The organism is Paenibacillus sp. FSL F4-0122, from assembly GCF_038002845.1.
GTDB lineage: Bacteria > Bacillota > Bacilli > Paenibacillales > Paenibacillaceae > Paenibacillus_AQ > Paenibacillus_AQ odorifer.
Genome location: NZ_JBBODI010000001.1, coordinates 6,809,148 through 6,833,844 on the forward strand (window position 1 = coordinate 6,809,148; position 24,697 = coordinate 6,833,844).

15 protein-coding genes are annotated in these 24,697 nt (G+C 43.7%); 3 read left to right on the forward strand and 12 right to left on the reverse strand.

All coding sequences use genetic code 11. The features are described from left to right. Positions 1–63: 63 nt before the first annotated feature. The 7 genes from MHH49_RS30045 to MHH49_RS30075 all read right to left on the reverse strand — a co-directional run bounded on the left by MHH49_RS30045 (position 64) and on the right by MHH49_RS30075 (position 11,780). A complete protein-coding gene (locus MHH49_RS30045; protein ID WP_341138743.1) occupies positions 64–3,198 on the reverse strand; it encodes a beta-galactosidase in 3,135 nt (1,044 codons plus the stop codon). After that, the gene (locus tag MHH49_RS30050; RefSeq protein ID WP_038569961.1) at positions 3,195–4,514 is read right to left on the reverse strand and encodes a glycoside hydrolase family 125 protein; all 1,320 of its coding nucleotides are present in this window, start codon (positions 4,512–4,514) and stop codon (positions 3,195–3,197) included. Before MHH49_RS30050 ends, MHH49_RS30045 begins: the two co-directional genes overlap by 4 nt. Before the next feature lie 122 nt (positions 4,515–4,636). After that, on the reverse strand, positions 4,637–6,154 hold the full coding sequence (locus tag MHH49_RS30055) for an ABC transporter substrate-binding protein (protein ID WP_076129999.1): 1,518 nt from the start codon (positions 6,152–6,154) through the stop codon (positions 4,637–4,639). Between the two features lie 85 nt (positions 6,155–6,239). Beyond that, positions 6,240–7,163: a carbohydrate ABC transporter permease gene (locus MHH49_RS30060; RefSeq protein ID WP_038569957.1), complete on the reverse strand. Its 924-nt coding sequence runs from the start codon at positions 7,161–7,163 to the stop codon at positions 6,240–6,242. A gap of 18 nt (positions 7,164–7,181) precedes the next feature. After that, positions 7,182–8,111: an ABC transporter permease gene (locus tag MHH49_RS30065; protein WP_076129998.1), complete on the reverse strand. Its 930-nt coding sequence runs from the start codon at positions 8,109–8,111 to the stop codon at positions 7,182–7,184. A gap of 281 nt (positions 8,112–8,392) precedes the next feature. After that, positions 8,393–9,967, reverse strand: a complete 1,575-nt coding sequence (locus MHH49_RS30070; protein WP_341138744.1) for a response regulator transcription factor — start codon at positions 9,965–9,967, stop codon at positions 8,393–8,395. Beyond that, on the reverse strand, positions 9,942–11,780 hold the full coding sequence (locus MHH49_RS30075) for a cache domain-containing sensor histidine kinase (RefSeq protein WP_340939891.1): 1,839 nt from the start codon (positions 11,778–11,780) through the stop codon (positions 9,942–9,944). The genes MHH49_RS30070 and MHH49_RS30075 overlap by 26 nt, the downstream gene beginning before the upstream one ends. Before the next feature lie 250 nt (positions 11,781–12,030). Here MHH49_RS30075 and MHH49_RS30080 point away from each other — a divergent pair, with 250 nt between their 5' ends. From MHH49_RS30080 to MHH49_RS30090, 3 genes are all read left to right on the forward strand, one after another. Further along, on the forward strand, positions 12,031–15,177 hold the full coding sequence (locus tag MHH49_RS30080; protein WP_341138745.1) for an alpha-mannosidase: 3,147 nt from the start codon (positions 12,031–12,033) through the stop codon (positions 15,175–15,177). A 152-nt stretch (positions 15,178–15,329) separates the two neighbouring features. After that, on the forward strand, positions 15,330–16,520 hold the full coding sequence (locus MHH49_RS30085; protein ID WP_340975643.1) for a pectin acetylesterase-family hydrolase: 1,191 nt from the start codon (positions 15,330–15,332) through the stop codon (positions 16,518–16,520). Between the two features lie 46 nt (positions 16,521–16,566). Then, on the forward strand, positions 16,567–17,202 hold the full coding sequence (locus tag MHH49_RS30090; RefSeq protein WP_312149675.1) for a TetR/AcrR family transcriptional regulator: 636 nt from the start codon (positions 16,567–16,569) through the stop codon (positions 17,200–17,202). Positions 17,203–17,204: 2 nt separating this feature from the next. Here the strand turns inward: MHH49_RS30090 and MHH49_RS30095 are convergent, their stop codons facing one another. The 5 genes from MHH49_RS30095 to sbnA all read right to left on the reverse strand — a co-directional run bounded on the left by MHH49_RS30095 (position 17,205) and on the right by sbnA (position 24,663). Then, positions 17,205–18,557 (reverse strand): HAMP domain-containing sensor histidine kinase, encoded by a 1,353-nt coding sequence (locus MHH49_RS30095; RefSeq protein ID WP_312149677.1) that lies wholly within the window; start codon positions 18,555–18,557, stop codon positions 17,205–17,207. Continuing rightward, positions 18,554–19,231, reverse strand: a complete 678-nt coding sequence (locus tag MHH49_RS30100; protein WP_076100805.1) for a response regulator transcription factor — start codon at positions 19,229–19,231, stop codon at positions 18,554–18,556. Before MHH49_RS30100 ends, MHH49_RS30095 begins: the two co-directional genes overlap by 4 nt. A gap of 59 nt (positions 19,232–19,290) precedes the next feature. Continuing rightward, positions 19,291–21,264: a serine hydrolase domain-containing protein gene (locus tag MHH49_RS30105; protein WP_341138746.1), complete on the reverse strand. Its 1,974-nt coding sequence runs from the start codon at positions 21,262–21,264 to the stop codon at positions 19,291–19,293. A gap of 201 nt (positions 21,265–21,465) precedes the next feature. Further along, the gene (locus MHH49_RS30110) at positions 21,466–22,431 is read right to left on the reverse strand and encodes a 2,3-diaminopropionate biosynthesis protein SbnB (RefSeq protein ID WP_076186487.1); all 966 of its coding nucleotides are present in this window, start codon (positions 22,429–22,431) and stop codon (positions 21,466–21,468) included. A 24-nt stretch (positions 22,432–22,455) separates the two neighbouring features. Next, positions 22,456–24,663, reverse strand: coding sequence for a 2,3-diaminopropionate biosynthesis protein SbnA (gene sbnA / locus MHH49_RS30115; RefSeq protein ID WP_305954084.1), 2,208 nt, complete (start codon positions 24,661–24,663; stop codon positions 22,456–22,458). Between the last annotated feature and the right edge of the window lie 34 nt (positions 24,664–24,697).

Consider the following 24,697-nt stretch of genomic DNA (forward strand, 5'->3'; position numbering starts at 1 on the left):
AGTGAAGACCTCCTTATATGCAATGCGTTCTCTCTACCAAGATGCTTAATGTAGAAGATGTGGTTAATTTACATGGATCTCGACTTCCTGCGGGCGATAAACACCAAGCAAGTCTCCTTTACTATCCGTAGCAAAGAGAACAGAACGTTCCTGTTCTAACACGAACGAATAGGTTCGGCCAGTGGCTGAATCCTTCACCTCGATCTTTGCATCTTGGGCATATTCCGACACGAAGGTAAAAAGCGCACCCGTAGCAAAGCTCAATTTCCGTCCGTAGATACCCGCTAAGTCCCCACCACTAATCCATTCAAAATCACATTCCACAAAAGCAGCATTAACCGCGTAGCGGTAAAGTGCAGCCGTAGTATCCCTACGCTCACTCAATTCAACTGGCAGTGGGCTCCATAGGAGTCGACCCTTGCCAAGCGGAAGGTTCACGACAGTCTCTATAGTTGAACTTCCACCAGTTTCTTGAATGATCGTTTCCTTTGTCACCTCAGCTATCCGGCGGTGGCCGAAAGAGACAGGCAGGACTTGACCTTGAAGCATAAGCACTTCTTCGCGGCGCACATTACGCAATTCACGTTTGCCAAGGATATCACTCAACCGATCCGAAGAACGCCAATAGGCATCAATGCCTAACGGTCCAGTGGCAAGCAATACCGCTCCTGTCTCTTCAACAATGTGTAACAACCGTTCCATTGCTGCATCAGCGAAGTTATGCGCGCTTGGCAGTATAATCAGTTTCGCAGGGTTCTTCTCCAAATCATCTAGATGGTATTCGGAAGCCCCCCGAAAAGACATCTTGAGCTCATAAGACAGAATGCGGGTAAGCTCTGTTGTAGCAGCAAAAGCCAACTTCCGATTAGAGAAATCATTCGAATAAGGGAACACCACCGCAATCTCTTCCAATTTCCGATCACCAAATATATCACGGATACCTTCTATAAACTTCCCGAAATCATAAGATACGCCTGCCTCAGGCTTCTCGGTTCCATCTGCTCTCAGTGCTCCGATATGGGACTCATTCGCATTATCCATATAGAAATTCGTATTCCAGATCCAGTGAACAGCCCCCGCACCTGCCGTTCCAAAAGCGTAAGCATACTTGCGTTCCAGCAAATTCTGCAGCTCTTGTTCTGAACGTTTGGCTCGGCCATCTGGAGTTTCTACATACATGACGCCAGTCTCCTGAATTAGGTTTGGCTTATTAGGCGTCTTGGCAAAGATGCCATCCCACACCAGATAATCATTAAACCACCAGGAATGAACAGTGGTGTAATCCACCGCCTCCTCGTAGAAGAACGGCGAAGGTCGCTGCGCTCCTAGTCCCTCATCCTGACCAACCGTAACCATCTGAGCTGGACATTGCTCCTTAATGGCGTCGTATAATTGTTTCACCCAACGGTTATGCATCTCCATAGAGAACAAACAATAATCCAACCAGCGTGTTCCCCTCTTAGCACTGTGCATGTCTTGTACGTCGAAGTTAATCTCTTTTGCTTCTGGCAGCCCTGCAGATGCAAAGTTTGGAAGCTGTGCAGGTGTCATATTCCAGCGTTCCTGCAGCACGTCGATTACACCATGTCTTTCTTGTAGCCATTCCATAAAGGCTTGTCGCTCAAAACGATCATGGCATGAACTCGGGCCGTCCGAAAAAATACGTGCCGGATCAAACATCGACGGTTCATTAATAAGATCCCAATCTACATTCGAAGAATCTTTATGACGAGATACAATTGACCGAATGAACCGCTTCTGAGCTTCCACACTTTGTGGGTCCAGATAAGGATTTACCCCTCCCCACGTTTCCGGTGTGAAGGAGAAGAACGTGAAAGTCACTTGAAGATCATGCTTCTTCGCCGTCATGATGAAGGCGTCGATCGCCCGCAATACTTCTTCCGAGACATGTCCATCGTCTTGCATCACATTGCGATAAGCTGTCCAGATCCCTGTACGGATCCAGTTAATCCCGGCCTTCCGCATCTGGCCCATATCACGGTCCCAAACTCCCACGTTCGGTAGAAATAGAAATTTCCGCGCCACATCACTCGCCATATAAGTCATGCCGACCACTGGTAGCGGACGCCCATCTTTTATAAAATAATCTCTGCCGCTCGTTACCGGATTGCCTGCTGCCAGCAGCTCAGGAGCATGACCCCAGAACCCTTGGCGCAGAATGCGAACCTCACCATCACTGGCTTCTGCTTCACAGACAATCTGATAGAGGCCCCTACTTATCTCCAAAGGAATAGGCAGACGCACCATGTTTAGTTCAGCATTCGCCTTCATTTCCAAACTCTGAGACCACTTCAAAGAGGTATCTGATTCATGCTCTACATGAATTGTGAAATTCCATGTATCTTCATTACGCATAGAAGGTCTCACTCGTTCAAGCTGCTGAATCTGAAGGGTTAGGGAAGCACGTTCTCCTAATTCATAAGACGCGTAATTGGGCTTAACCCACATTTCCGTTACACCCTTGCTGCAGAAACGAGCCCAATTGGATATCGCGAAAGGACCTTTTTGCTCCCAAAAAGAAGCTGTTGCAGGTGTATTTACGAACAGCCAGCGTGAGCCTGCAAATAAACCGCTCGTACTCTCCCAAAGAACTACTGGCGCAGAAATTTCCCGACCCTCGAGTGTAACTCCTTTTAATAGCGGGTAAATCCGTGTGCTCATCGGACCTGCAGAGCCCATTTGATGTGGTAAATCACTCGTCTTTGTCGTATGTGGCACGAGGTTCCATGTATTCGCACTCGTTAGAAAAAGAGATTCTTGACCCTTAAGCAGAGGAATGACATCCGAGGCAAGCAATGAATGGTTGCGTGAGCATTCAACATGAAGTGCCTCATGAATATACAGCTCCTGATGATAGGAAGTCTGCTCCGCTTCCACATGCCATTGGCCATTTTCCCAACGAACAGGTTGTTTGAAGGGTGCGCCTCCAATGCTAATCAGCCCGCCACCTCTTTGCAGGTATTCAAGAATGGCTATCCAGGCCGTTTTCGGGAAATAGGGTGCATGCAGATTGATGAAACAGCCGCCTTCCGTTTCGCGAAGCGTTTCTGCAAGCTGATTCTCATTTACAATAGATCCGAACTCACTCATGGATGTAATCGCATCGCTAGGAATGGGACTGGAAATTGGAAAATCAGAATCATAAAATATGATTACAGGTCTGCTCGGGCTGCTCATAGTAGTCCTTCCTTCATCGTTTTATAGACAAGTTGGGAGAACAGGCTATTGGACCAGGCGAACCATTTTCTAGTGAACGTATTCGGATCATCAACATGGAATCCCTCATGCATAAAGCCAGTATCCGCATCTGTAGCTTCTAACATCGCAAGCATCTCCAGCTTTTCCTCCTTAGTGGAAGCCGTCAAACCTTGCATCGATAATGCCATATGCCAGATGTAGTCTTTGGGAGTATGCGGACTGCCGATTCCCTTCGCTGCGGTTCCTTCAAAATAAAAAGGATTCTCCTTGCTCAGAGCAAATCGTCTCGTATTCTGATAAATTTCATCCTCTGCGGTAACATAGCCGAGATAAGGAATCGACATGAGTCCTGGTGTTCCCGCATCATCCATCAAGCAGTAGTTGCCATAACCATCGGTCTCGTAGGCGTAGATTGGACCGAATTTTGGATGACGATAAATACCATACAATTGAATTCCGTGATCAATCTCAGCTTCTAATGCTTTAAGCTGTTCCAGAAATTCAAGATCACGGAATACCCATTCAGCGAATTCCTGCATATGACGTAATGCAACAACAGCGAACATATTCCCCGGAATGTTGTAATGGAAGTCGCAAGCATCATCGCTCGAGCGGAACCCGGACCAGACCATGCCCGTGTAATTAACAGGCATACCCAGGCCGTTATTACGCAGTGTATCTTCAGGAATCCCATTGTTACGCGTAAAGCGGTATGGAGATAATTCACTATGGCGCTGTTCAGTTTTGAACAGGTTGAATATTTTGACCATTGCTGCCTTAAATCCGGCGTCGAATATATCAGCCTTTCCGGTTTCTTTCCAATAGGCATAAGCCAGACGCATGGAAAAACAAAGAGAATCGATCTCGAATTTACGTTCCCACACCCAGGGGGACATTTCCGTAATATCGCTAGTGCTCCAATGCCAATCATTCGCCGTCTCATTAAACGCATTGGCGTACGGATCGATATGAATATACTCGATATGACGTTTAATTAACCCGCCAATAATCCGCTGAAGATCGGGATCGTTTTTAGCAAAGGGCACGTAGTGCATAACCTGCTCCACAGAGTCTCGCAACCAAGAAGCCGGGATATCTCCTGTAATCACAAACGTTGTTCCATCATCCATAAGCTTAGTCGTTGTCTCAAGCGTATTAGGGAAACAATTCTTAAAGAGCTGCAATAGCTTCGGCCGATGAGCTAACTTCTCCTCTGCTTCGTTTAATACTTCTTGAACCGCTTGAGGAAGCGTCAGCTTCGGCATAGAGATGGTGGGAAGTCGGAATTGTTCCATATTCTCACTCCTTCATAATAAATGGGGATAGATAGAGAGACGGGCAGCATAGCTGCCCGTCTCCACTAATCCTATTTGTGTTACCTTTAGTGATTAATCTTAGGCGTGTTACGTTCATTAGCTTATTTCTTTGTCTGGTTCCACTCATCAAGTTGCTTTTGAACTTCTGCAATGACTTTATCAAGTCCAGCTTCTTTAAATTTCTTCGCTGCTTTTGGCAGATATGTTTTAGGATCAACAGAACCTGTGTATAGCGCTGGCATAAATTCTTTAGTTACGTTGTTGATAGCCGCTACTTCTGTTTTCACAGGTGTAGGATCAAATGCAAAACCGAAGGTAGGGGCTTCTTTTGAAGAATCATTAAACTTCTTAAAAGCATCCCATTTATCAGCAGGGTCATCAGCATGCAGATAAGTCAGTAACATGTTTCCAAGTGTGAAGCCTGGCATTGCATAGCTATCTTGCATAGCTGGCAGATCTTCAATGACATTGTCGGAGATTTTCTTATAATGAGTGCCTTCAATACCATAGTTGAGCAAATTGCGTAAGTACTTATCTGTATTCAAAAGATTCAAGAACATCATAGCCCGTTCAGGATCACCTGAGGTTACGGAAATCGCGTGCATCGAACCTGCGGCGGACTGTGTATATACATAAGGCTCATGCATAGGCGAAGTTACAATTTCATAACCTGCTGAACGAGACCAACCTTTTTCTGCATAAGGTTGTGTAATTTCGCGATCGGCAAACCATTTACCCGTCTTAATGTTATCAATACCTTCAAGTGTCGCAACGTCTGGGCGTAAGTAACCTGCTGTGTAAAGTCTACGCATCGTATCTAACGATGTTGCAAGTTCAGGTGTCTCCAGAATATTAACAACCTTGCCATCTGTGGAATCCATATAGACCCCGATAGGTAGCTCATCACCCAGTACATAGTCAAATGGCATGAATGGTTTAAAGCCTTTAGGAACAGCTAGAGGTGTAATATCAGCCGGCTCGTTCTCTTTAATCGTTTTAAGAAGTGGCTCTAGATCATCCAATGTACGGATATTGGAAATGTCCATGTTATATTTATCAACATATTTCTTATTGAAGCGCCATACCCATTGCTGTCCAAGCTCCTTATTTACAGGAACACCATAGATCTCACCTTTAATCTTAGTTCCTTCTAAGAAACGAGGGTCCAAAACTTCTTTCGTTTCCTTACCATACTTATCTAGCAGATCATTCAGACCCAAGAACGTACCATTAGCTGCGTTACGGCGGAAGTCATTTGTCCAAGAAGAGGTAAAGGCAATATCATAAGGCTCACCAGAAGCGGTGATGACTTGCATCTTCTTATCGTAATCGCCCCAATCGAACATCGTAATGTTCAACGTCGCGTTAATTTTTTCTTGGGTATATTTGTTAACTTCTTTTAAGACAAGATCTAAATCCTTTTGAGGCCCACCAATTAAATACATCTTCAACTCATATGGCTTTAATTCTGATGTGTTCCCTGCTGAATTCCCTGCTGCCGCTGAATTGTTTGTTTCTTTAGCAGCATTTGTATTATTATTCGAACCACATCCAGCTAGAAGGCCAGAAAAAAGCATTGTCCCTGCAAGAGCGAGTGTTAAGCCTTTTTTCATTTTCATTTCTATTTTCCCCCTTTAGATTAATGAACGCTTTATTTATATCGATTCCTGTCCTAGCGATTCGAATAAATACATCTTAGTAGTGTTACTCCTTTAAAGAGCCCACGGTTAAGCCTTGTACAAAATACTTTTGGAAGAACGGATACGCTAGTGCTATAGGCAAGGTCGCCAGTACAACCATCGCCATACGAACGGTTTCTGTTGGCAAGGTTGCAGCAATCTCAAAGCTTGATCCCATCTGCATACTGTTCTGAATGACAAACTCCATATTATTCTGAATTCGCATCAGCATCGCTTGGAGTGGAACAAGACTCGCATCATCTATATACAGCAGGGCATTAAACCAATCATTCCAATAGCCCAGCGTACAGAACAATCCAATCGTTGCAATCCCCGGTAAAGAGATTGGAAGTACAATTTGCAGGAAGGTCCGAAACTCACCAGACCCATCAATTTTGGCAGCCTCAATGAGTGCATCAGGTACGCTAGTCTGGAAGAAGGTCCGCATTACTAGAATAAAGAATGCATTCATCGCGATGGGCAATATTAAAGCCCATATCGTGTTGTACAAATGTAAAAACTGCGTAGCCACGATATAGTTGGGAACCATTCCGCCTGAGAATAACATCGTGAAGAAGGCGAAGAAGCTGAAATAATTACGATAGCGAAATGATCTTCGAGAGAGAACATACGCATAAGTTGTTATTAAAAATAAACTAATGAGCGTACCTAGTACAGTAACCATCAAAGTAACTCCAAAGGAACGAAGCAATTGATCACCTGTGTTAAAAACAAACTGATAAGCTGCTAAACTATATTTTTCGGGTAACAAGCTAAATCCATTTAGAGCAAGTACTTTCTCATCTGTAAAAGAAATGGCTATGACAAACAAGAACGGAAACACACAAGTAAAAGCGAAGATGCCAATTATAATATTGAGTACCACATTCCATAAAGGAGTAATGGCGTTGTTGTCGATTTCTTTTGGCTTACGTTTGAATACTGCCATAACGTCACTAACTCCTTTCTAGAATATCGCATTCTCTTTGCTGATCTTTTTCACAATAGAATTCGTTACAAGCACCATGATAAATCCAACAATCGATTGATATAGACCCGCTGCTGTACTCATCCCTAGATTACCTGTCGTACTCATGCTGCGATAAATATAAGTATCGATAACATTCGTTACGGAGTATAGAACACCTGAATCCCGAGGGATTTGATAGAATAAACCGAAGTCCGATCTAAAAATACCACCAATCGCTAAAATCGTTAGCGTTACCATTAAAGGTTTAAGCAAAGGAAGTGTAATAAACTTAATCTGCTGCCATTTGCTGGCCCCATCAATCATAGCTGCTTCATAGTAGGACTTGTCGATACCCGCTATAGCCGCTAAGTAAACAACACTTGAATAACCAATTGATTTCCAAATCCCCATGAAAATTAGGATATATGGCCAAAAGCGAGTATCCCCATACCAGGAAATAGGATCGCCTCCGAAGTAAACAACCACTTGATTCAATATTCCTTTATCTACACTCAGAAAGCTGAAGGTAAAGAAACTAATAATGACCCAAGAAAGGAAGTAAGGCATAAACATCGCCGTTTGATAAACTTTAGCCATCCGTTTGTTCACAAGTTCATTTAAGGTGATCGCAATGCCCACCGCAAGAACTAAACCGAGAGAGATCAACGCCAAGTTATAAAGAATCGTATTTCTTGTAATGATATAGGCGTCCTCCGTCGAGAACAAAAAGTTAAAATTTTCAAGGCCAACCCACTTACTATTTAAAACGCTTGCAAAGAATCCATCCCGATGAATCTTGAAATCCTTGAATGCAATTACTGTTCCAAACATCGGTAAGTAGCAAAAGATCAGGAACCATAATGTCCCTGGTAATACCATAAACCAGAGTACTTTATCCTTAATTAAACTTTTGAAAAATGCAGGCATTATTCCACATCCCCCTTCTCTCTATCCCCAAACAACCCCTATATATCCCTTCGATCTTTTTCCCTCGCCCCTTTAACTACCCTTAATTCTGCGCTATAAAAGCGGTTTCATAAAGTTGAAAAACTCCAGAATCAGATGTAAAAATTAAAGATCCACAGCAGAAAGGACATTTAAAAAGTCTATTTCCCCTTATATTTGAGCAAAAAAAAAGGAAACATTCTCGTTATCAACGTCCATGAAGCCCGTACTTGAACGTGATACTCAGGAACATTTCCTTTATTTTAGGATCTTGCTTTTTTGTACATATTCCGAAGCTCTGTCGGCGATACACCTACTGATTTTTTAAACTGGCGATAGAAATATGCTGGATCCGGATATCCTACTTCAGCTGCAATTTCGTTGGTTAGTAACGTAGTTTGAAGCAGCAATTGTCTTGCCTTTTCAATTCGAAATTGATTAACATAATCAGAGAAACTACGGCCCATTTCCTTCTGAAATAGCTGGCCCAAATAATTAGGATGCATTTCCATACGCTGACTGAGCGTTTTCAGGGATAGCTCTTCTCTATAGTGTTTGCTTACTTGATCAACCATATATCTCATATTCGGACTGAGCTCATCATTTACTAATGATAATTGGTCCAGTGTTTCTTTCACACTTTCCTGCACATGGTGCACCAATTGCTCAATAGTATGTATGCGCAGCAATGGATTAAACACGGCACTAAAATTAGAGTTTTTCTCCATTTTCTTAGCAATCAACATTAACTCAATCGCTACGTTGTAATTATCAATGCGGGTAATCATGCCACAGCCAAACAGCTTTTCGAACGTTTCTGCGATAAATTGGTTCGTAGCCTCCCGGTCTCCAGATAATAATAATTTGGTGAATTCCTCATAATCAATTTCGAGCTTCTCCTCATGCAGAACCATCTTTGATAGTTGTTCCACATCTATAATCGGGTAACCCGGTAGCATAAGATGATCAACATATAAACTCTTCGCCTTTTTATAACTATTTGGGACTTCCTGAAAAGCATGCTCCTTACTTCCTATCGTTATCCAGACAGACTTTTCTAACTCATGCATAATCTCACATTGCACTTGCTCCAGTACACTATAAAGCTCTTCTTTGTTCTCAGCTTCAGCCCGCTCAGCAATAATAAGAACAAGATCACCTTCCATATCTATAAATACAATAACGGTTCCAAGTTGCTCTAATGATTTCACAGCGATACGATAACATTCATCCATAAGCTGATTCCTATGGAGTTTATCCTGGCCCTCATCGTCATCCTGTTCGGTGATAAGCCGAATCGCAGCCACCGTAAAAAATGAACAGTCCAGTGAGATATTTAAGACTTTTGAACGGTGCTGTAGCTCCTGCCGGCCTATATTGCCAGTTACCCAGCGGTTTAGAATATTATTGCGTAGAACTTGCCAATCCTCTTTAGCATGAAATTGTTCAACATCCTCTTGATTCAGCACTTCAACAATTTGTTCAATGGTTGATTCCAACTCATGTATATTAATGGGTTTGAGAATATAATTTTCAATGCCTAGACTCATTCCAGCTTTTAAATACTCAAATTGCTCATACCCGCTCAAGATTATAAACCTCATTTTTGAATCAAAAACCTTTATTTGCTGAATCAGTTCAAGTCCCGTAAGTTTTGGCATCGTAATGTCAGTAATTAATATGTCGATCCCTTCATTATGATTGCGTAGAAATTCTAAAGCTTCTTCCCCATTAGACGCTTGTCCCGCGATTCTCAATCCATATTTTTCCCATTCAATCACTGAACGTAATCCTTCAAGAATAAGAGGTTCATCATCCACGATAAGTATATTGTGCATTATTAGTACTCTCCCTTACTACTGGTATATTCATGATGACTATTGTTCCTTTATTTACTTCACTAGCGATCGTTAATCCATATTCAGTCCCATAATAAAGTTTAATTCGTTCATTCACATTACATAGGCCTACCGAAGAAGGAGGTTCATCCATTCTCATACTGACTTGAAGCATTTGCTGTAGCTCTGTCAGCTTGCTGGCAGTAATTCCATTCCCGTTATCACTTATAGCAATTTGAATTTCCCCGCCAGATTCAGTAACTTCAATACGGATGAGATTGCCAAAACGGTCAGGTCTAAATCCGTGAACAATATAATTTTCAATGACCGGTTGGATGAGCAATTTAACGATAGAACAATTCATGGCAACTGGACTTATTTGTGATATGATTTGGAGCCTATCTTTATGTCTAATCTGAAACAGCTCCAGATACAAATTGCAGTATTCAATCTCATCAGATATTGTAACGACCATGCTTTTCTTAATCATCGTTCGAAATAATGTCGATAAAATGTAAATCATCTGACCTACATCCTTCGCTCCTTGCGTAATTGCCCGCATCCTAATCGCCTCAAGTGTGTTATATAAAAAGTGTGGATTAATCTGCGATTGAAGTGCAACTAGCTCTGCATTTTTCTGCGTAAGCTCCGAAATGTACACTTTATTAATATAGAGTTCTAACCTTTCACACATATAGTTAAAGTTGTTGGCAATTAGCTGCAATTCATCTTCTCGATTTAGGTGAATACGTGTGCTTAAATCACCTTCCTGTAAGCGCTTCATAGATTTGATAATGACCTTCACTTTTTTAGAAAAACGTAAAATAATTCCGTATGTAAAAGACATTGCAGTAATAATAAGCGCTGTGGTAATCCCGATAATCCAAGTTCGAACCGTTTTCATTTCGTTGTTGACCTGTGACTTCTGAATGATCCCTGCCATAATAAGACCTGAGCTATTCGTTGTATTTAAGTTAACCTTGGAGATGCCATCCAGTGTTGTCCAGCCATCCGCATGAAGCGCATCGAGATGTGGATATCGCTGTCCCATATACCTTCCCAATGAATCATATATAACGTCACCGCTTGGGGTTAAGACCAACAATTGACCATTATTTTCTGCAACTTTTGTGCCAAGCCATTTTGAAATAAGTTCTGCGTCAAAATCTACTATGAGCATACCGATCGTTTTCAGTGTAATCGGATCTTTAATTTCCCTAGTCATGGTATACAAATTGTTATTGTCTTCTCTTATTTCCTTAAGCACTAATTTGGTTTCATGCGAGACCCAGCCATTCTTCGGTAAGGATAACTTTTGCTTAGAACCGTCCATGTCGCTCAAATAGAATTGTCGGGTATTATTTTTATATAAATAATAAAATTCTTTCTCTGTGCTGTATAAAATAACGTCATAAATCCCGTTTTTCTGATTCAAATAGGTTTTGAAATAAGTATCGAACGTATGAGGAACGGAGCTCCCTATGTCTGCATATTGATCTAAACGGTATTTAAGATAATCCCCATAATCATTTTGCAAAAAGTAGGACAAATCCTCACTGACAGAGGCATCGCTATAAATTTGCTGGATAGCCACTTGGATGCTTTCGTACTGCTGATTCATATACAAACTTACATAATCCAGCACCTCCCGATTAGCATCTACATGTTGGCGAGTGATCGTCTGCTCATAGTATTTATATACGGTAATGGAAGAGGCAATTAACGTAATTATGATGATCGAAGAGTATATAGCTAAAATTTTATTGAACAGTTTTTTCTGCAAATGGTTTTGATAAAATTTCTTTACATTCAACAAAGCCACCTTCTTTCTGAATATCACCTTTAGGATTAGAAGCTTAACATCACACTTCTTTTTCTGCAATGGAAGCGCATGCATTTTTTTAATTATATATTCTAGCGCTCCAACTTTTCTCTCCACCGAGAGTTTACAACTCACACAAAATCGTCTATAGTTGATTTCTACCCCCCAAACAAACCTATAATAACCCAAATAGATCTTAATTTCCTCGTCCCCCATCAACATATTGGAGGGGCTATTACTCATGTTTCTAACCAAACGCAAACTCAACTCCCAACTAAACGAAATTTCCGAATATCGTTACCGGGATCGTATACACATTCCTTTTTTCAACTCTATGATTGACGAACAAGGTGAAATTGCAGCCGAACCGCCCGTGGATGGAGAATGGTCTAAGCTACGAGTTGGAGATACTTGGAAAGGCCGCGATTTGTATTTATGGCTAACGACAAATATAGAAGTACCCGCTACTTGGGCAGGCCGTAGAGTACTGGGTCGATTTGATTTTGGCGAGACGGGTGCTGGAAATAACTCCGGATTTGAATCCTTATTCTTTTTCAACGGCAAACCCTATCAAGGTGTGGATTCCAATCATACCGAAGTGTTCTTGCCAAATGAAACGGCAGGCACTCAGCTTCCACTGACCTTCCGGTTATGGTCGGGACTCGAAGGTGGCGGCCCAAAAAAGGATCAGACACATGGGATTCGCATGGCTGAAATTTGTTGGCTGGATGAACCAACGGATGATTTCTATTTTACCGCGCTTGCTGTAGTTGAGACGCTGAACGTACTCGATGCCAAAACTCCAGAATATACACAACTTATGAGTACAGTAGACCGCTCCTTTCTTCTGATCGACTGGTCTCGTCCAGGTTCAGACAACTTCTACGCTTCGATCGGGGAAGCCCGCAATTATTTGCGTGATGAAATTAACAAAATGGAGAAATCCTCACCCGTCACAGTTACCTGTATTGGCCATACCCATATTGATGTGGCTTGGTTGTGGCAATTGAAACACACCCGTGAGAAATGTGCGCGTTCCTTCTCAACCGTACTACGTCTGATGGAAATGTTCCCGGACTATACCTTTTTACAGACTCAGCCGCAACTCTATGAATATATCAAAAATGACTATCCAGAAATCTATGAAAATATTCGTGAACGTGTAGCTGAAGGACGCTGGGAAGCTGGCGGCGGCATGTGGCTTGAGGCAGATTGCAACTTGACCTCAGGGGAGTCTCTAGTCCGTCAATTACTCTATGGAACTCGCTTCTTACGTAATGAATTTGGGGTTGAATGTGACTATTTATGGCTGCCGGACGTATTTGGCTACAGCTGGTCCTTGCCACAAATTCTAAAAAAATCAGGAATTAATACCTTCATGACCACAAAAATTAGCTGGAATCAATATAACCGGATGCCACATGATACCTTTCAATGGCGTGGGATTGATGGCACAGAGGTGTTAACACACTTTATTACAACGCCTGAGCCTTGGTCCGAAGAAGATTCTTGGTTCTACACTTATAATGGCCGGATTATTCCTAAGACTGTGAAAGGAATTTGGGATACTTACCGGGATAAAGAAGTGAATCGCAATCTGTTACTTTCTTACGGATATGGCGATGGTGGCGGGGGTGTGAACCGTGAAATGCTAGAGATGCGCCGTCGGCTAAACGATCTTCCCGGTCTGCCGAAGATTGAAACAGGAACAGCGGGAGACTACTTCCGTACCCTGCAAGAAACTGTTGCAAATACAGATCGTTATGTCCATGTATGGGATGGCGAGCTTTACTTAGAATATCACCGTGGCACCTACACAAGCCAAGCCTACAATAAGCGGATGAACCGCAAGCTTGAATTGCTATACCGTGAGGCGGAATGGCTAAATACACTGCAAAGTGTGATGACAGGTGACTGGTCGAACTATCGTCAGACCGATTTAGACGAGGGCTGGAGAATTATTTTGCGCAACCAATTCCATGATATTATTCCGGGCTCTTCGATTCGTGAAGTGTATGAAGACAGTACAATTGAATATGCACAAGCAGAAGCAATAGGTCAGTCTGTCTGGGAGCAATCCAGTAAGGCACTTGTGAGCGGAAATGAAGCCGGTAAATATACGATCTGGAACAATGCTGCTTGGGAGCTGACAGAACTCGTAGAAATTACTGTTGAAGCCGGGATGGAAACAGGACATTGGATAAGCTCAGAAGGAAAACAACTACAAGCTCAGCGTGAAGGTGACCGCTGGATCGTTGAAGTATCTAACATTCCTTCTCTCGGATACACAACGATCTCCTTCGTAGAAGATGTGAATTCTAAGTCACTAAGCGCTCCATTCAAGCTAAATGAATCAGGAATCTCAACGCCTCACTTCGAAATTGAATGGAACGAACAAGGTCAATTAGTATCCGTCTATGATATAAATGAACAAAGACAAGTATTAGCAAACGGAAGTCACGGTAACGTGTTCCAAGTCTTTGAAGATAAACCCCTGGCCCATGAAGCGTGGGATATTGACATCTACTATCAACAAAAAATGCGCGAAGTAATCGACTGCCGCAGCATTGAAGTCATAGAAAAGGGTTCACTGCGATGTGTTGTACAATTCACATGGAGTTATATGGATTCCACGATTAAGCAGCAAATGATCTTACATGCACACCATCGTCGTATCGATTTCGTGACAAAGGTAGACTGGCATGAGCGACAACAGCTAATGAAAGTAGCTTTCCCTGTTGCAATACGAGCTACCGAAGCCACTTATGATATCCAGTTCGGTAATGTTACGCGTCCAACACATTGGAACACTAGCTGGGATTACGCTAGATTCGAGACTGTGGGGCATCAGTGGGCAGATTTATCAGATCGTGGTTATGGCGTTAGCTTGCTGAACGACTGCAAATACGGTTATGACATCAAGGATAATGTGATGCGTCTATCCTTAATCAAATCGGCAACGCACCCTGACCCTGAAGCGGATCAAGGTGAACATACTTTCACCTACTCTATCCTGCCTCATACTGGGGATTGGCTACAGGGTGACACCGTCCGTCAAGCTTGGTCCGTCAACAACCCTCTACGGAGCACCATGGGGCAAGCAGAAGTAGCAACCAAGTCGCTTATTCGCCTTTCTACTCAAACGGTTATGGTTTCTGCGATCAAGAAGTCTGAGGATGGTCAAAAATTAATCGTACGTGTGCACGACTATTCCGGAAGCCGTCAGCAAATTGATATGACTAGCGACTTGAATATTATTTCGTGGCAAGAGTGTAATCTAATGGAGCGTCCTGAAGGGGAAGTCCACACTGAACCTGTCATTACTTTTATACTTGAACCTTACGAACTAAAAACATTTGAAATCGAAGCAGCAAAATTAATAAAGTAACATACACAATCGAGGTGTCCCTGTAGCCATGGATCAAAGGCTGCGAGGACACCTCTTTATATATTTTCTCACGATTGTTTCTTATGCTTTTAAGTATACACCTTGTGTAATGAGTGATCTTGACGTATACTCCGAGTAAGGGAGAGATGGATATGAGAAAAATGAGGAAAATCACAATATTCACAGGTATTGGATTATTCAGCCTTGTTTTGATTGCCATGTTTGCAATCAGCGCTTTTGTAATCAAAAGACCGGCGACTACCACCCCTGTAATTGCGGAAGTGAAGCCTTACAAGTGGAATAAAGTCACGCTAGACGGAAATGTCATATCAAGTGATGGATCAGAGTATTTTTTGTGGAATAAAAAGGGTGAAAATAATAACTGGATCATCTTTTTTTCCGGTGGCGGAGCCAGCTGGGATGCCCAAAGTGCCGCACACCCCATCAAGCTTATGAACTTTATTAAAGGTGGAGATACAGGCAACTATTTCCAGAACATCCCCTTCTATATGTTGACATTGCTGAGAGGCATGATGGATACGGATAACCCTGCCAATCCTTTTCATGGCTGGAATGTGGTCTACCTTCCCTATTCAACCGGTGACTTCCATATCGGCAACCGCACAGTTGAATATAAAAAAGATGACGGCAGCCCCTTTACTATGCGTTATAACGGCAGCAATAATGTGCGAAGCAGCCTCGATTGGATATATGCCAACGTGGATAAACCCGGCAAACTACTGATTGCTGGCGAAAGTGCTGGTGGCTTCGGGTCCGCTTTTTGGGCTCCCGAGATCGCCTCTCATTACAAGAACTCCGAGATTTTCCAATATTCAGACAGTTCCTTCTTGAAATCAGACAAGTGGCCAAATGTTGTGAAGCAGGAATGGCAGGCAGACTTCGTGAAGAACTTCGGATATGCCCCTGAAGCGGATATCATCGGGGCAGCTTTTAAAGCGAACGGCCATCTACTTCCTGCGAATGCGATAATATTGCAATCCTACTCGGTATTTGACGAGATTCTAATCCACTTTCAGAACAATATCAACGATTACAAGGGGCCAAGAGATCAAAGCATCATTTATGAGTGGTCACAGGAAATGCGGCAATCTGTTTCTTCTTTGGCAGCCACTTTACCTAATTATTATTACTATCTCACCGACTATGGACTGAACGCTAAGACGGGTACAACTCCGCACACTTTTGCCACCAGAGAGACCTTCTTTCAGGCTGAACAGGATGGTGTGAAGCTTCTGAATTGGTTAGGTGATGCGATCAACCGGCAGAACCCCTATTCAGTGGGCAGCAAATTCCTCATGAATTCGAAGCCAGCTCAGAAATAGTGCTAGAAGCAGCGGAAGAGTTGCAACAAGACAGGAGAGAAAATCAATGAATTTGCGGGAAAAGCAAATGCAAATGACAAGGGAGATCATTAAGGATACAGCGCTTAGCTTATTCTGTGCTCAAGGTATTGAGCGCACGGATATGGCACAGATTGCGGAACAAGCCGGCATCTCCCGGCGTACTTTGTATCATCATTATAAAGACAAGGAAGAGTTAGCCGCTCAAATCTATGTCCTTAATCTGGAGCGGATGTTTGGACAGCTGCTGTTTGATTTTGATTTTGAACACCCTATACAGTCATTGGAGAACATTCTCGATAAATATCTGGCATTAAGAGATCAGCAGGAAGCCCTGATCTACTATGATGCCATTTTTGGAGTTTACTACAGCACACTTTCCAAAAATCCCGCGGAACTTCCTGACTTTAAGCAGGCTATGGAAGGCTGGTATTCACGGTTAATTCTCCTTGAGTCCATATCAGTAGCTCCGGAGGAAAAAAATAAGTGGCTGGACATTCTGCACAAGTCCACCCACCTGTATTTCATGTATTTACAAAAAGCCGTCATTATTACTCATCAGCGGGGGGGTGTGGTTACGGAGGAAGATCGGGTTATGGACCGGCAATTCAAGGATTTCATTATGTTTGGCGTACGGCAATCCAAGAATCAGACAAACCCTTAATTTCACTTATGGGGCAACCTGACGATAATCGTCGTTCCCGCTCCAACCGCACCGTCCACTTCTATGTTTCCCTGATGCAGGGAGACAATTTTTTTAACGATTGCAAGTCCCAAGCCATTGCCATTGTTGTTTCCATTCCGTGACTTGTCTATTTTATAAAATCTTTGGAATACGGCGTTGAACTCTTCCGGGGAAATCCCGATCCCGTTATCACTGATGGTGACCGATACATCTGCTGCACTGTCATCTATACTAATGCGGATGTTCCCGCCTTCAGGTGTGAACTTGATGCTGTTGCTCAGCAAATTCATCCATACTTGCTTCAGCTGATCTTCATCACCCTTAATTTTGACAGCTTCCGGCAGCTCAAGATCGATAACGATGCCTTTGGCTGACCATTGTGGCTCACAGGTCACAACGATGGTTCTAATCTGCTCGTCAAGATTGAAGGAACCTGCATTAAAGGGATGATGTTCAGAATCCAGGGAAGCGAGCTTCAGCAAATTATCACTTAACCTCGACAGACGTTCACTCTCTGCAATGATGATATCAAGATATTCAGAACGTTCCTCTTCCACGATTAGATCATTGTTCTGCAATGCCTTGGCAAAGCCGGAAATAGACGTAAGCGGTGTCTGAATTTCATGAGAAACGTTGGATACGAAATCCTGCCTCATCTGTTCCAGCTGCTTCAGCTCCCCGGCCATCTCCACATAGCTTTGTGTCAGTTCCCCTATTTCGTCTACTCGGTTTACTTTAAGCTCTACCTCGAAATCACCCTTGGCCAGCCTTCTTGTCGCATTCGTCAAAGCTTTGATCGGCTCCACCAAATATCTGGCGGCAATAAGAATGCATAGACTACCCAGTAAAAGCACGAGTAAAAGCACAAAGAGCAGCATCCGATTGACGATATTTTCGTTCTCGGCAGAATACTGCAAGAACATTGCTTGCCACTCCCCGTTAAACATAAAGGGCATCCCGATAAAGGTATCCTTATCATTTGCGGAGGAACGATAGAGTTTTCCTTGCAGCACTTGTTTCACAGCCTCGGGGGTGATAGTGACGGCCGGACTATCCTTGAGCCCATAAAAGGTATATTCCCCGGAATGATTATACAAGTGGATAGGGTATGCAGATACCTTAACCATACTATTCAAGAACTCGTCTGTATCCTCAGGCTTGGCGTCATCATAACGGTGAATGATCTCCTTCCCCACTGTGATCATTTCATTCTGTCCCTCGTAACTTATTTGTTTCTGAAAGACATACAAACCAATGAAAAAGGAACAGATCAGACTAAAGATAATGATGCCTAAAAACGTGAGAACGACGCGTACATACAATGTCTTGATCATAGCGCAGGGATCAGCCGGTATCCTAGGCCGCGGGCCGTTTCGATTTGAAATTGCTCGTCGTTACCGCAGAATTTCTCCCTCAACCGGCTTATATGCACATCTACAGTCCGGCCGTCTCCTTCATAGTTCAATCCCCAGATTTGAGAAATCAACTGTTCTCTTGTGAAGATTTGCCTAGGGTGACTAGCCAGCAGAAACAGTAGCTCAAATTCCTTCAAAGGAATCGTTACCGGTTCTTCATCACGCGTAACCTGGAAAGTGCGGCGGTTAAGCACCACATTGCCCAACTGCACAGACTGGGAAGAAACAACCAGCGAGCGTTTAAGCAAAGCTTTTACTCGCATCACCAGTTCAAGCGGATCAAACGGTTTGGTCAAATAGTCATCCGTGCCGAGTTGAAAACCTTTCACTTTATGTGCAGATTCTCCTTTAGCCGTCACCATGAGGAGGGGAATGTTGGCATCAGAGCGCCTGATTTCTCTGCACAGATCCCAACCATCCAATCCTGGCATCATAATATCTAGGATGACGAGATCGACTCGCGAGTTCTCTATAATGGACAGCGCTTTGGTGCCATCCCTGGCTTCTTTGAGGTCAAAACCTTCTTTTCGCAAAAACAAAGACATTAGCTTTCGGATGTTATCATCATCATCAGCAATAAGTATAGTAGCCACGATTGTCCTCCTCTCTTAAGCTTACATTATATATGATATATTCTTGACAAGAAACGAAGTTATCCGAACTGCCAACCCAACAGGTTCCAATAGTAGAAAAACAGAGTCATCACTACAGCCGAAAGTGCCACTAGTGTATAATGCACACGCTTGAAAGCTGTCCAGTATTTATTCTTCCAAACCAGTATAGCCGAGATTAGCAAAGCTAAAGTCAGTCCAACCAAAAGGATTGGCATAACTAAACTGAGAGAAAGCGAAAGACTGATACCGCTGAACTTCTGCATCGTATCCATGGACATAACCACCATAAATATCGTAACGAAAGATAGCAGCGCCCACCCAGCAGTTCCCGCAGATAAGCGGATGGCCCACTTTTCCGGAGGCGTCATCGCCTTGATCTTGCGTCTGGAGAAGATTAGTCCAAGCAATGCAGTGATGAAAATCAACCCCGAGCCGCCAAGTACGATAAGCCAAAACTTATTCTGATTCAAGAGTGGCGTACGCTCCAGTGGCATTTCCGGTGCCATACCTAAGAGCATATGTGTAACCTTACCGGTATCATTTGTGCGGAAGCCGATTTGTTCGGTGCCTCCCTCGAGCTGGAACAGATTCGGAGCGATTTCTCTATACAACTGTTGTTCACTACCACTTCCCAAAGATAGCTTATTATCCTTTACCTTAACATTTAGCTGGGCAAAAAAATTGAAAAATTTATCAATATCACTGTGGTTACGGCGTGTGAATTGATAGGTTCCCGCATATTTCTGAACAGATTCTGCAGAAGTGGAGAATTCAGGCTGCTTCGCTTCAGGATCGGGATAATAGCGCTCAAAAAAGGCATGGACTAGGCCTGCCGCGGAATCACCGCCCTGACCGCCGTTATAGGAAACAAAGATACCTACATGCTTGGCAGGCACAAGATAAAACTCTGTATTAAACATGGGGTCGGAACCACCATGAGTGATTAGTCTAAGACCATTGATGCGTTTCTCAGAGAACCCCAGATCTACTCCCGGCATACGTTTATCGAATTGGTACGCCGTTGAATGCATTAGTTCTGCAGTCTCCGTTCTAAGAATCTGCTGGTCACCATATTTCCCGTTCTGCAGATGGGCAATCATAAAGTGCGCCATGTCTACTGCTGATACTGTACCCGAGCCGGCAGGACGAAAGCCGCCCTCGAAGGTAGGTGTGCCAGGAATAAAGCTACCGTTCTCACTCGTGTACCCTACAACTTGATTGGGTATGAATGACTCCGGCAAAGGCTCTACCACCGTCGAATATTTCATGTCGAGCGGATCGAAAATATACTTTTGTATATAGTCATTGTAAGGAACACCGCTGACTTCCTCCACAATCAGACCCGCGAGAGTAGCCCCGAAGTTCGAATAAGAACTCATCTCTCCGGGGGGTCTTACCCGTGCCAGCATATGCTTATTGAGTGTTTCCGAGATTGATCCCGGCAATTTGGCAGGGTCGGTAGTGATTTGATAACCCACTCCACCCTCTTCAAACCCCGCTGTATGTGTCATCAAATGGCGCATCGTGATCGGCTCAGGATATGTAGCAGGGATCTCCACTGATTTCAGGTAGGTGTTAATATCAGTGTCCAGATCTATCTTACCTTGTTCGACCATTTGCATCACCGCTGTCCAGGTGAACAGCTTTGTTGTTGAAGCGATTCGAAACATGCTGGTTGTCGGATTAACCGGTGCCGCTTCTTCCAGATTGGAACTGCCATAACCTTTGGTCAAAATAATCTTGCCGTCTTTTACAATGGAGATAACCGCTCCCGGAATTTGCAGCCGGTTCATATCTTTTTCCATAATTCCATCAACGAAGCTAGTCAGTCCCGCGGTATCATCGAGATTGGCAAATGCTTCAATTTGCGCTACCGGCAGCGCGGTTTGACCCGTTTGGTTCTCAGCCGAGGCCTGTTTCCCGGGAAATACCAAGCTTGCGCCAAAGCCGGCACTAATCACAGCCAATAGGGTCAGACCAGCGATCAGCCTTTTTTTCATAGGTGTCAACATTATTATCCTCCGAGTCATCATTTATTGGGGTGGATGATCATCCGCCTAACACTTATAGAGATTATCAGAGTATTATGAATGGAACGTTAACAAGACAATAAAAAAACTAGACAGCAATCCACCCTTAAAAGTGACGGATCATAGTCTAGTTACATCAGAAAAATCTATAAAAAATCCCATAGCGAACGTATGCCTACAACCTTACTGTAGCTCAGTCCCGATCCCTTTTTCTCTAGCCTTCTTCACGAAGTATACCGCTGTTGCGATATCAAAAACCGCCATCCCCATCGGACAAAAGAAAATCGGCTCATCGGCTCTGAGTTCATTCAGGCAATGGCGCGAGACGACATCGGTAATCATTCGGGTATCGGCACGAGTTAACCCATGTTTCAGATGGAGCTGCTGTATGTCAGTGTTTTCGCGGCACACCTCATCCCAGTCGTCGACGATTATGGACTTCACCGAAGCTAATGCCTCAGGTTTATAATCACGCAGTGAAATATTCAGTAGAAGACTACCTTCCGCCGGAAGCATATCGATATATCTATGATTGGATACGGTACAGGTGATAAAGATATTGGACTTTCGATAAACGTCCGCCCACGTCTCCTCCACTTCTATCCTATCCTTATATATAGATGAGATGTCTGACAAATCTACTTCCCTTATATCAAAGATGCGGACACGTTCAACTCGATCTCCGTACAATGCCATAACCATTTGAAAATGATATTGCCCGATTGGTCCCCAGCCGATAATGCCAAGATAAATCCGTTCAAGTGAACGTGCCTGCAAAAAGTAGCCAATCATCAGTCCACTGATGGAAGCTGTCCTTACGATGCTGGGGAGCGGAGAGCTTAGGACGGATATAGGCTCGCCCGTAATGGGATCATTCAAGACAATGATGCTATGCGCGCGGGGAAGACCAACCTGGATATTATCCGGGAAGCTGGAAATCCATTTGATCCCTGCTGCGTTCACGTTCCCCCCTACGTATGCGGGCATTGCAATAATACGATTTTGAGGATTTTTATACCTTAGATAAGGTTTTACGGGCTGCGCGTAATCTCCAGAATCAAGTATGCGCACCGTAGTTTCTATCGATTCCACGAGAGAAGGCCAATCAAGCCCCACCTCCCGGATGTCCCGATCGTTTAAATACAGCATTCCACAACCTCCTTTTGCCGCTCGTTAAGCAAGGACATCTCCACCGTCAGCCGAGAACTCCTGCCCAAATTCATTCTGAATCCATGGGTCAGAGTATACCGTATCGAGGTAACGCTCCCCTTTGTCATGCAGGATCACCGCACAGACAGATCCTGGAGCCAATTCTTGCTCCATACGCCTAACAGCGGCAAGGTTAGCCCCTGAGGATGCACCGGCCAGAATCGATTCATTCTGAGCGAGTGCTCGGCATCCTTTTACGATATCCAAGTCTGAGACATGCACGATACGGTCGATTAAATCCGTTCTGCAGAAAGGGGGTACGATGCCAGCACCGAGTCCCGGGAACCGCCGTTTCTCTTTGTTGCCACCAAAAATAGTACTTCCCTCCGCATCGACGGCAACAATCTTAGTCTTCAGACCATGATCCCTTACATATTCCGCGAGACCTCGAATCGTGCCGCATGTACTTACGCTGCAAAACAAATAATCTACTTCCCCAAGCTCAGTCACGATTTCTTTCATGGTCGTATGGTAGTGGGACAAATAGTTATTTGCGTTTGCATATTGATTCGGCCAGTAGCTGCCCGGTATTTCCTCCAAGAGTCGCTGCACTCGATTCAGTCTAGCAGGCAGATATTCACCGGTCTCGGGGTCGGGATCGCTAACAAAGTCAATTTTTGCAGTTAATGTTTTCAGAATCTGCAGATTTGTTGTGGTAGTTCTTGGATCAACCACGCTAATAAACCGCAGCCCTAAATATTGGCAAATCATCGCCAAGCTAATCGCCATATTTCCCGAACTTGACTCAATAATAGTAGTTCCCGGCCCGATTTTCCCTTCCTTCCATGCCTCATGGATCATCCGCAGAGCTGGACGGTCTTTCGCACTTCCTCCCGGATTTAGCAGTTCCATTTTTGCGTAGACTTCGAACTCATTGTTCTGGAACAAATTATTCAGCTTGATTAATGGCGTTTTTCCGATAGTCGACAAGATACCGCCTTGGATATTTATGTCCACCTTAGCTTTGTCCTTCTGATAATATAACTTCTTGTTCTTGACCTGCCCGCTGGCCAGCGACTCCCCTTTAGCTACTATAATGATCTCAATATCATCAAGCAGATGGTTGCGAATCATCATCCCGATTTCCGGAATACACTCCCTGATTTCCTCTTTGATTACCGGAATAATAGAGGGCTTCACAGATTTACTCTTGATATAAATAGAGAGCGCATTGTTTTTTACCTTGACCCGAATGATCGCATCTTCAATATGACGGTATACGACCTGCTCGATATCGTACAGGCTGATCTTCTCACCGTGCTTCAGTTCTTGACCCACTCTTTTTACAATGGACTCAAAGCTTTGTTGTTCAACCCCGTCTATCATCACAGGCCTAAAATCCCTTACAACGTCATAAGTAACAAAACGAAGAGCTGGCAGCATCTTGCGGACAGTTGAGGTAAGCACCAGAATACTTTCATTGTTCCGAAGCGGCCTTACTTCTTCGTCTAACTCCTGAACCCCGATTCCTTCCGCAAAAATTCCGTCGGCAAAAATGTACCTGCCATGATCATGGGAGTAATAAGCGATCGTACCGATTTCAATGGAGCCGTAAGTATCGATGATATCTCTAGGATCAATACCAAACAAGCCAGCCATATTCCGCTGCCACTCAGGCGGAGCAATTTCCCCTACCAAAATAATCTTGCGAATTCCGAATTCACGCGGGTTTCCGGCAGCATATACGATATGGTCAAGGATGGACGGCATCGTATAGAGCAAGTCAGGTTTAAAAGCTTTAAGCTGTTCAATATGCTGTTCGATTGGCAGTTCAAAGGGCATTGAACTTTTCTCCAATCCTAACCTTTCAAAAATGGTCAGCGCAGTATTTGCTGCATGTCCAGTGCCCATATCCGCCAACGCTCTGTTACATCCGCTTCCCGCAATAAGCTCGCCGAATAGCTTCGTTTTAATATCCACATAGTGTTTGTCATCTTCCTCAGAGTAGAGGATTGCTTTTCTACGGCCTGAGCTTGTACCAGACGTCCTATAAACAGTCCAAGAAGGATCGATGGGTTGGTTATAATAGAAGGTTTCAAGTATTTTCGAAGACATAAGAGGTAAGTTCTGCAGGTTATAATTCGTTTTCTCCCCATCGATCAGCCCCTTGTACCAAGGGTATTCGTCCATTACTTCTTGCACCTTATTCTGCAATTTCCCGAGCAGCATCATAGCCGCCTCCCGTTGACCGCATGCTGCAGCCCAA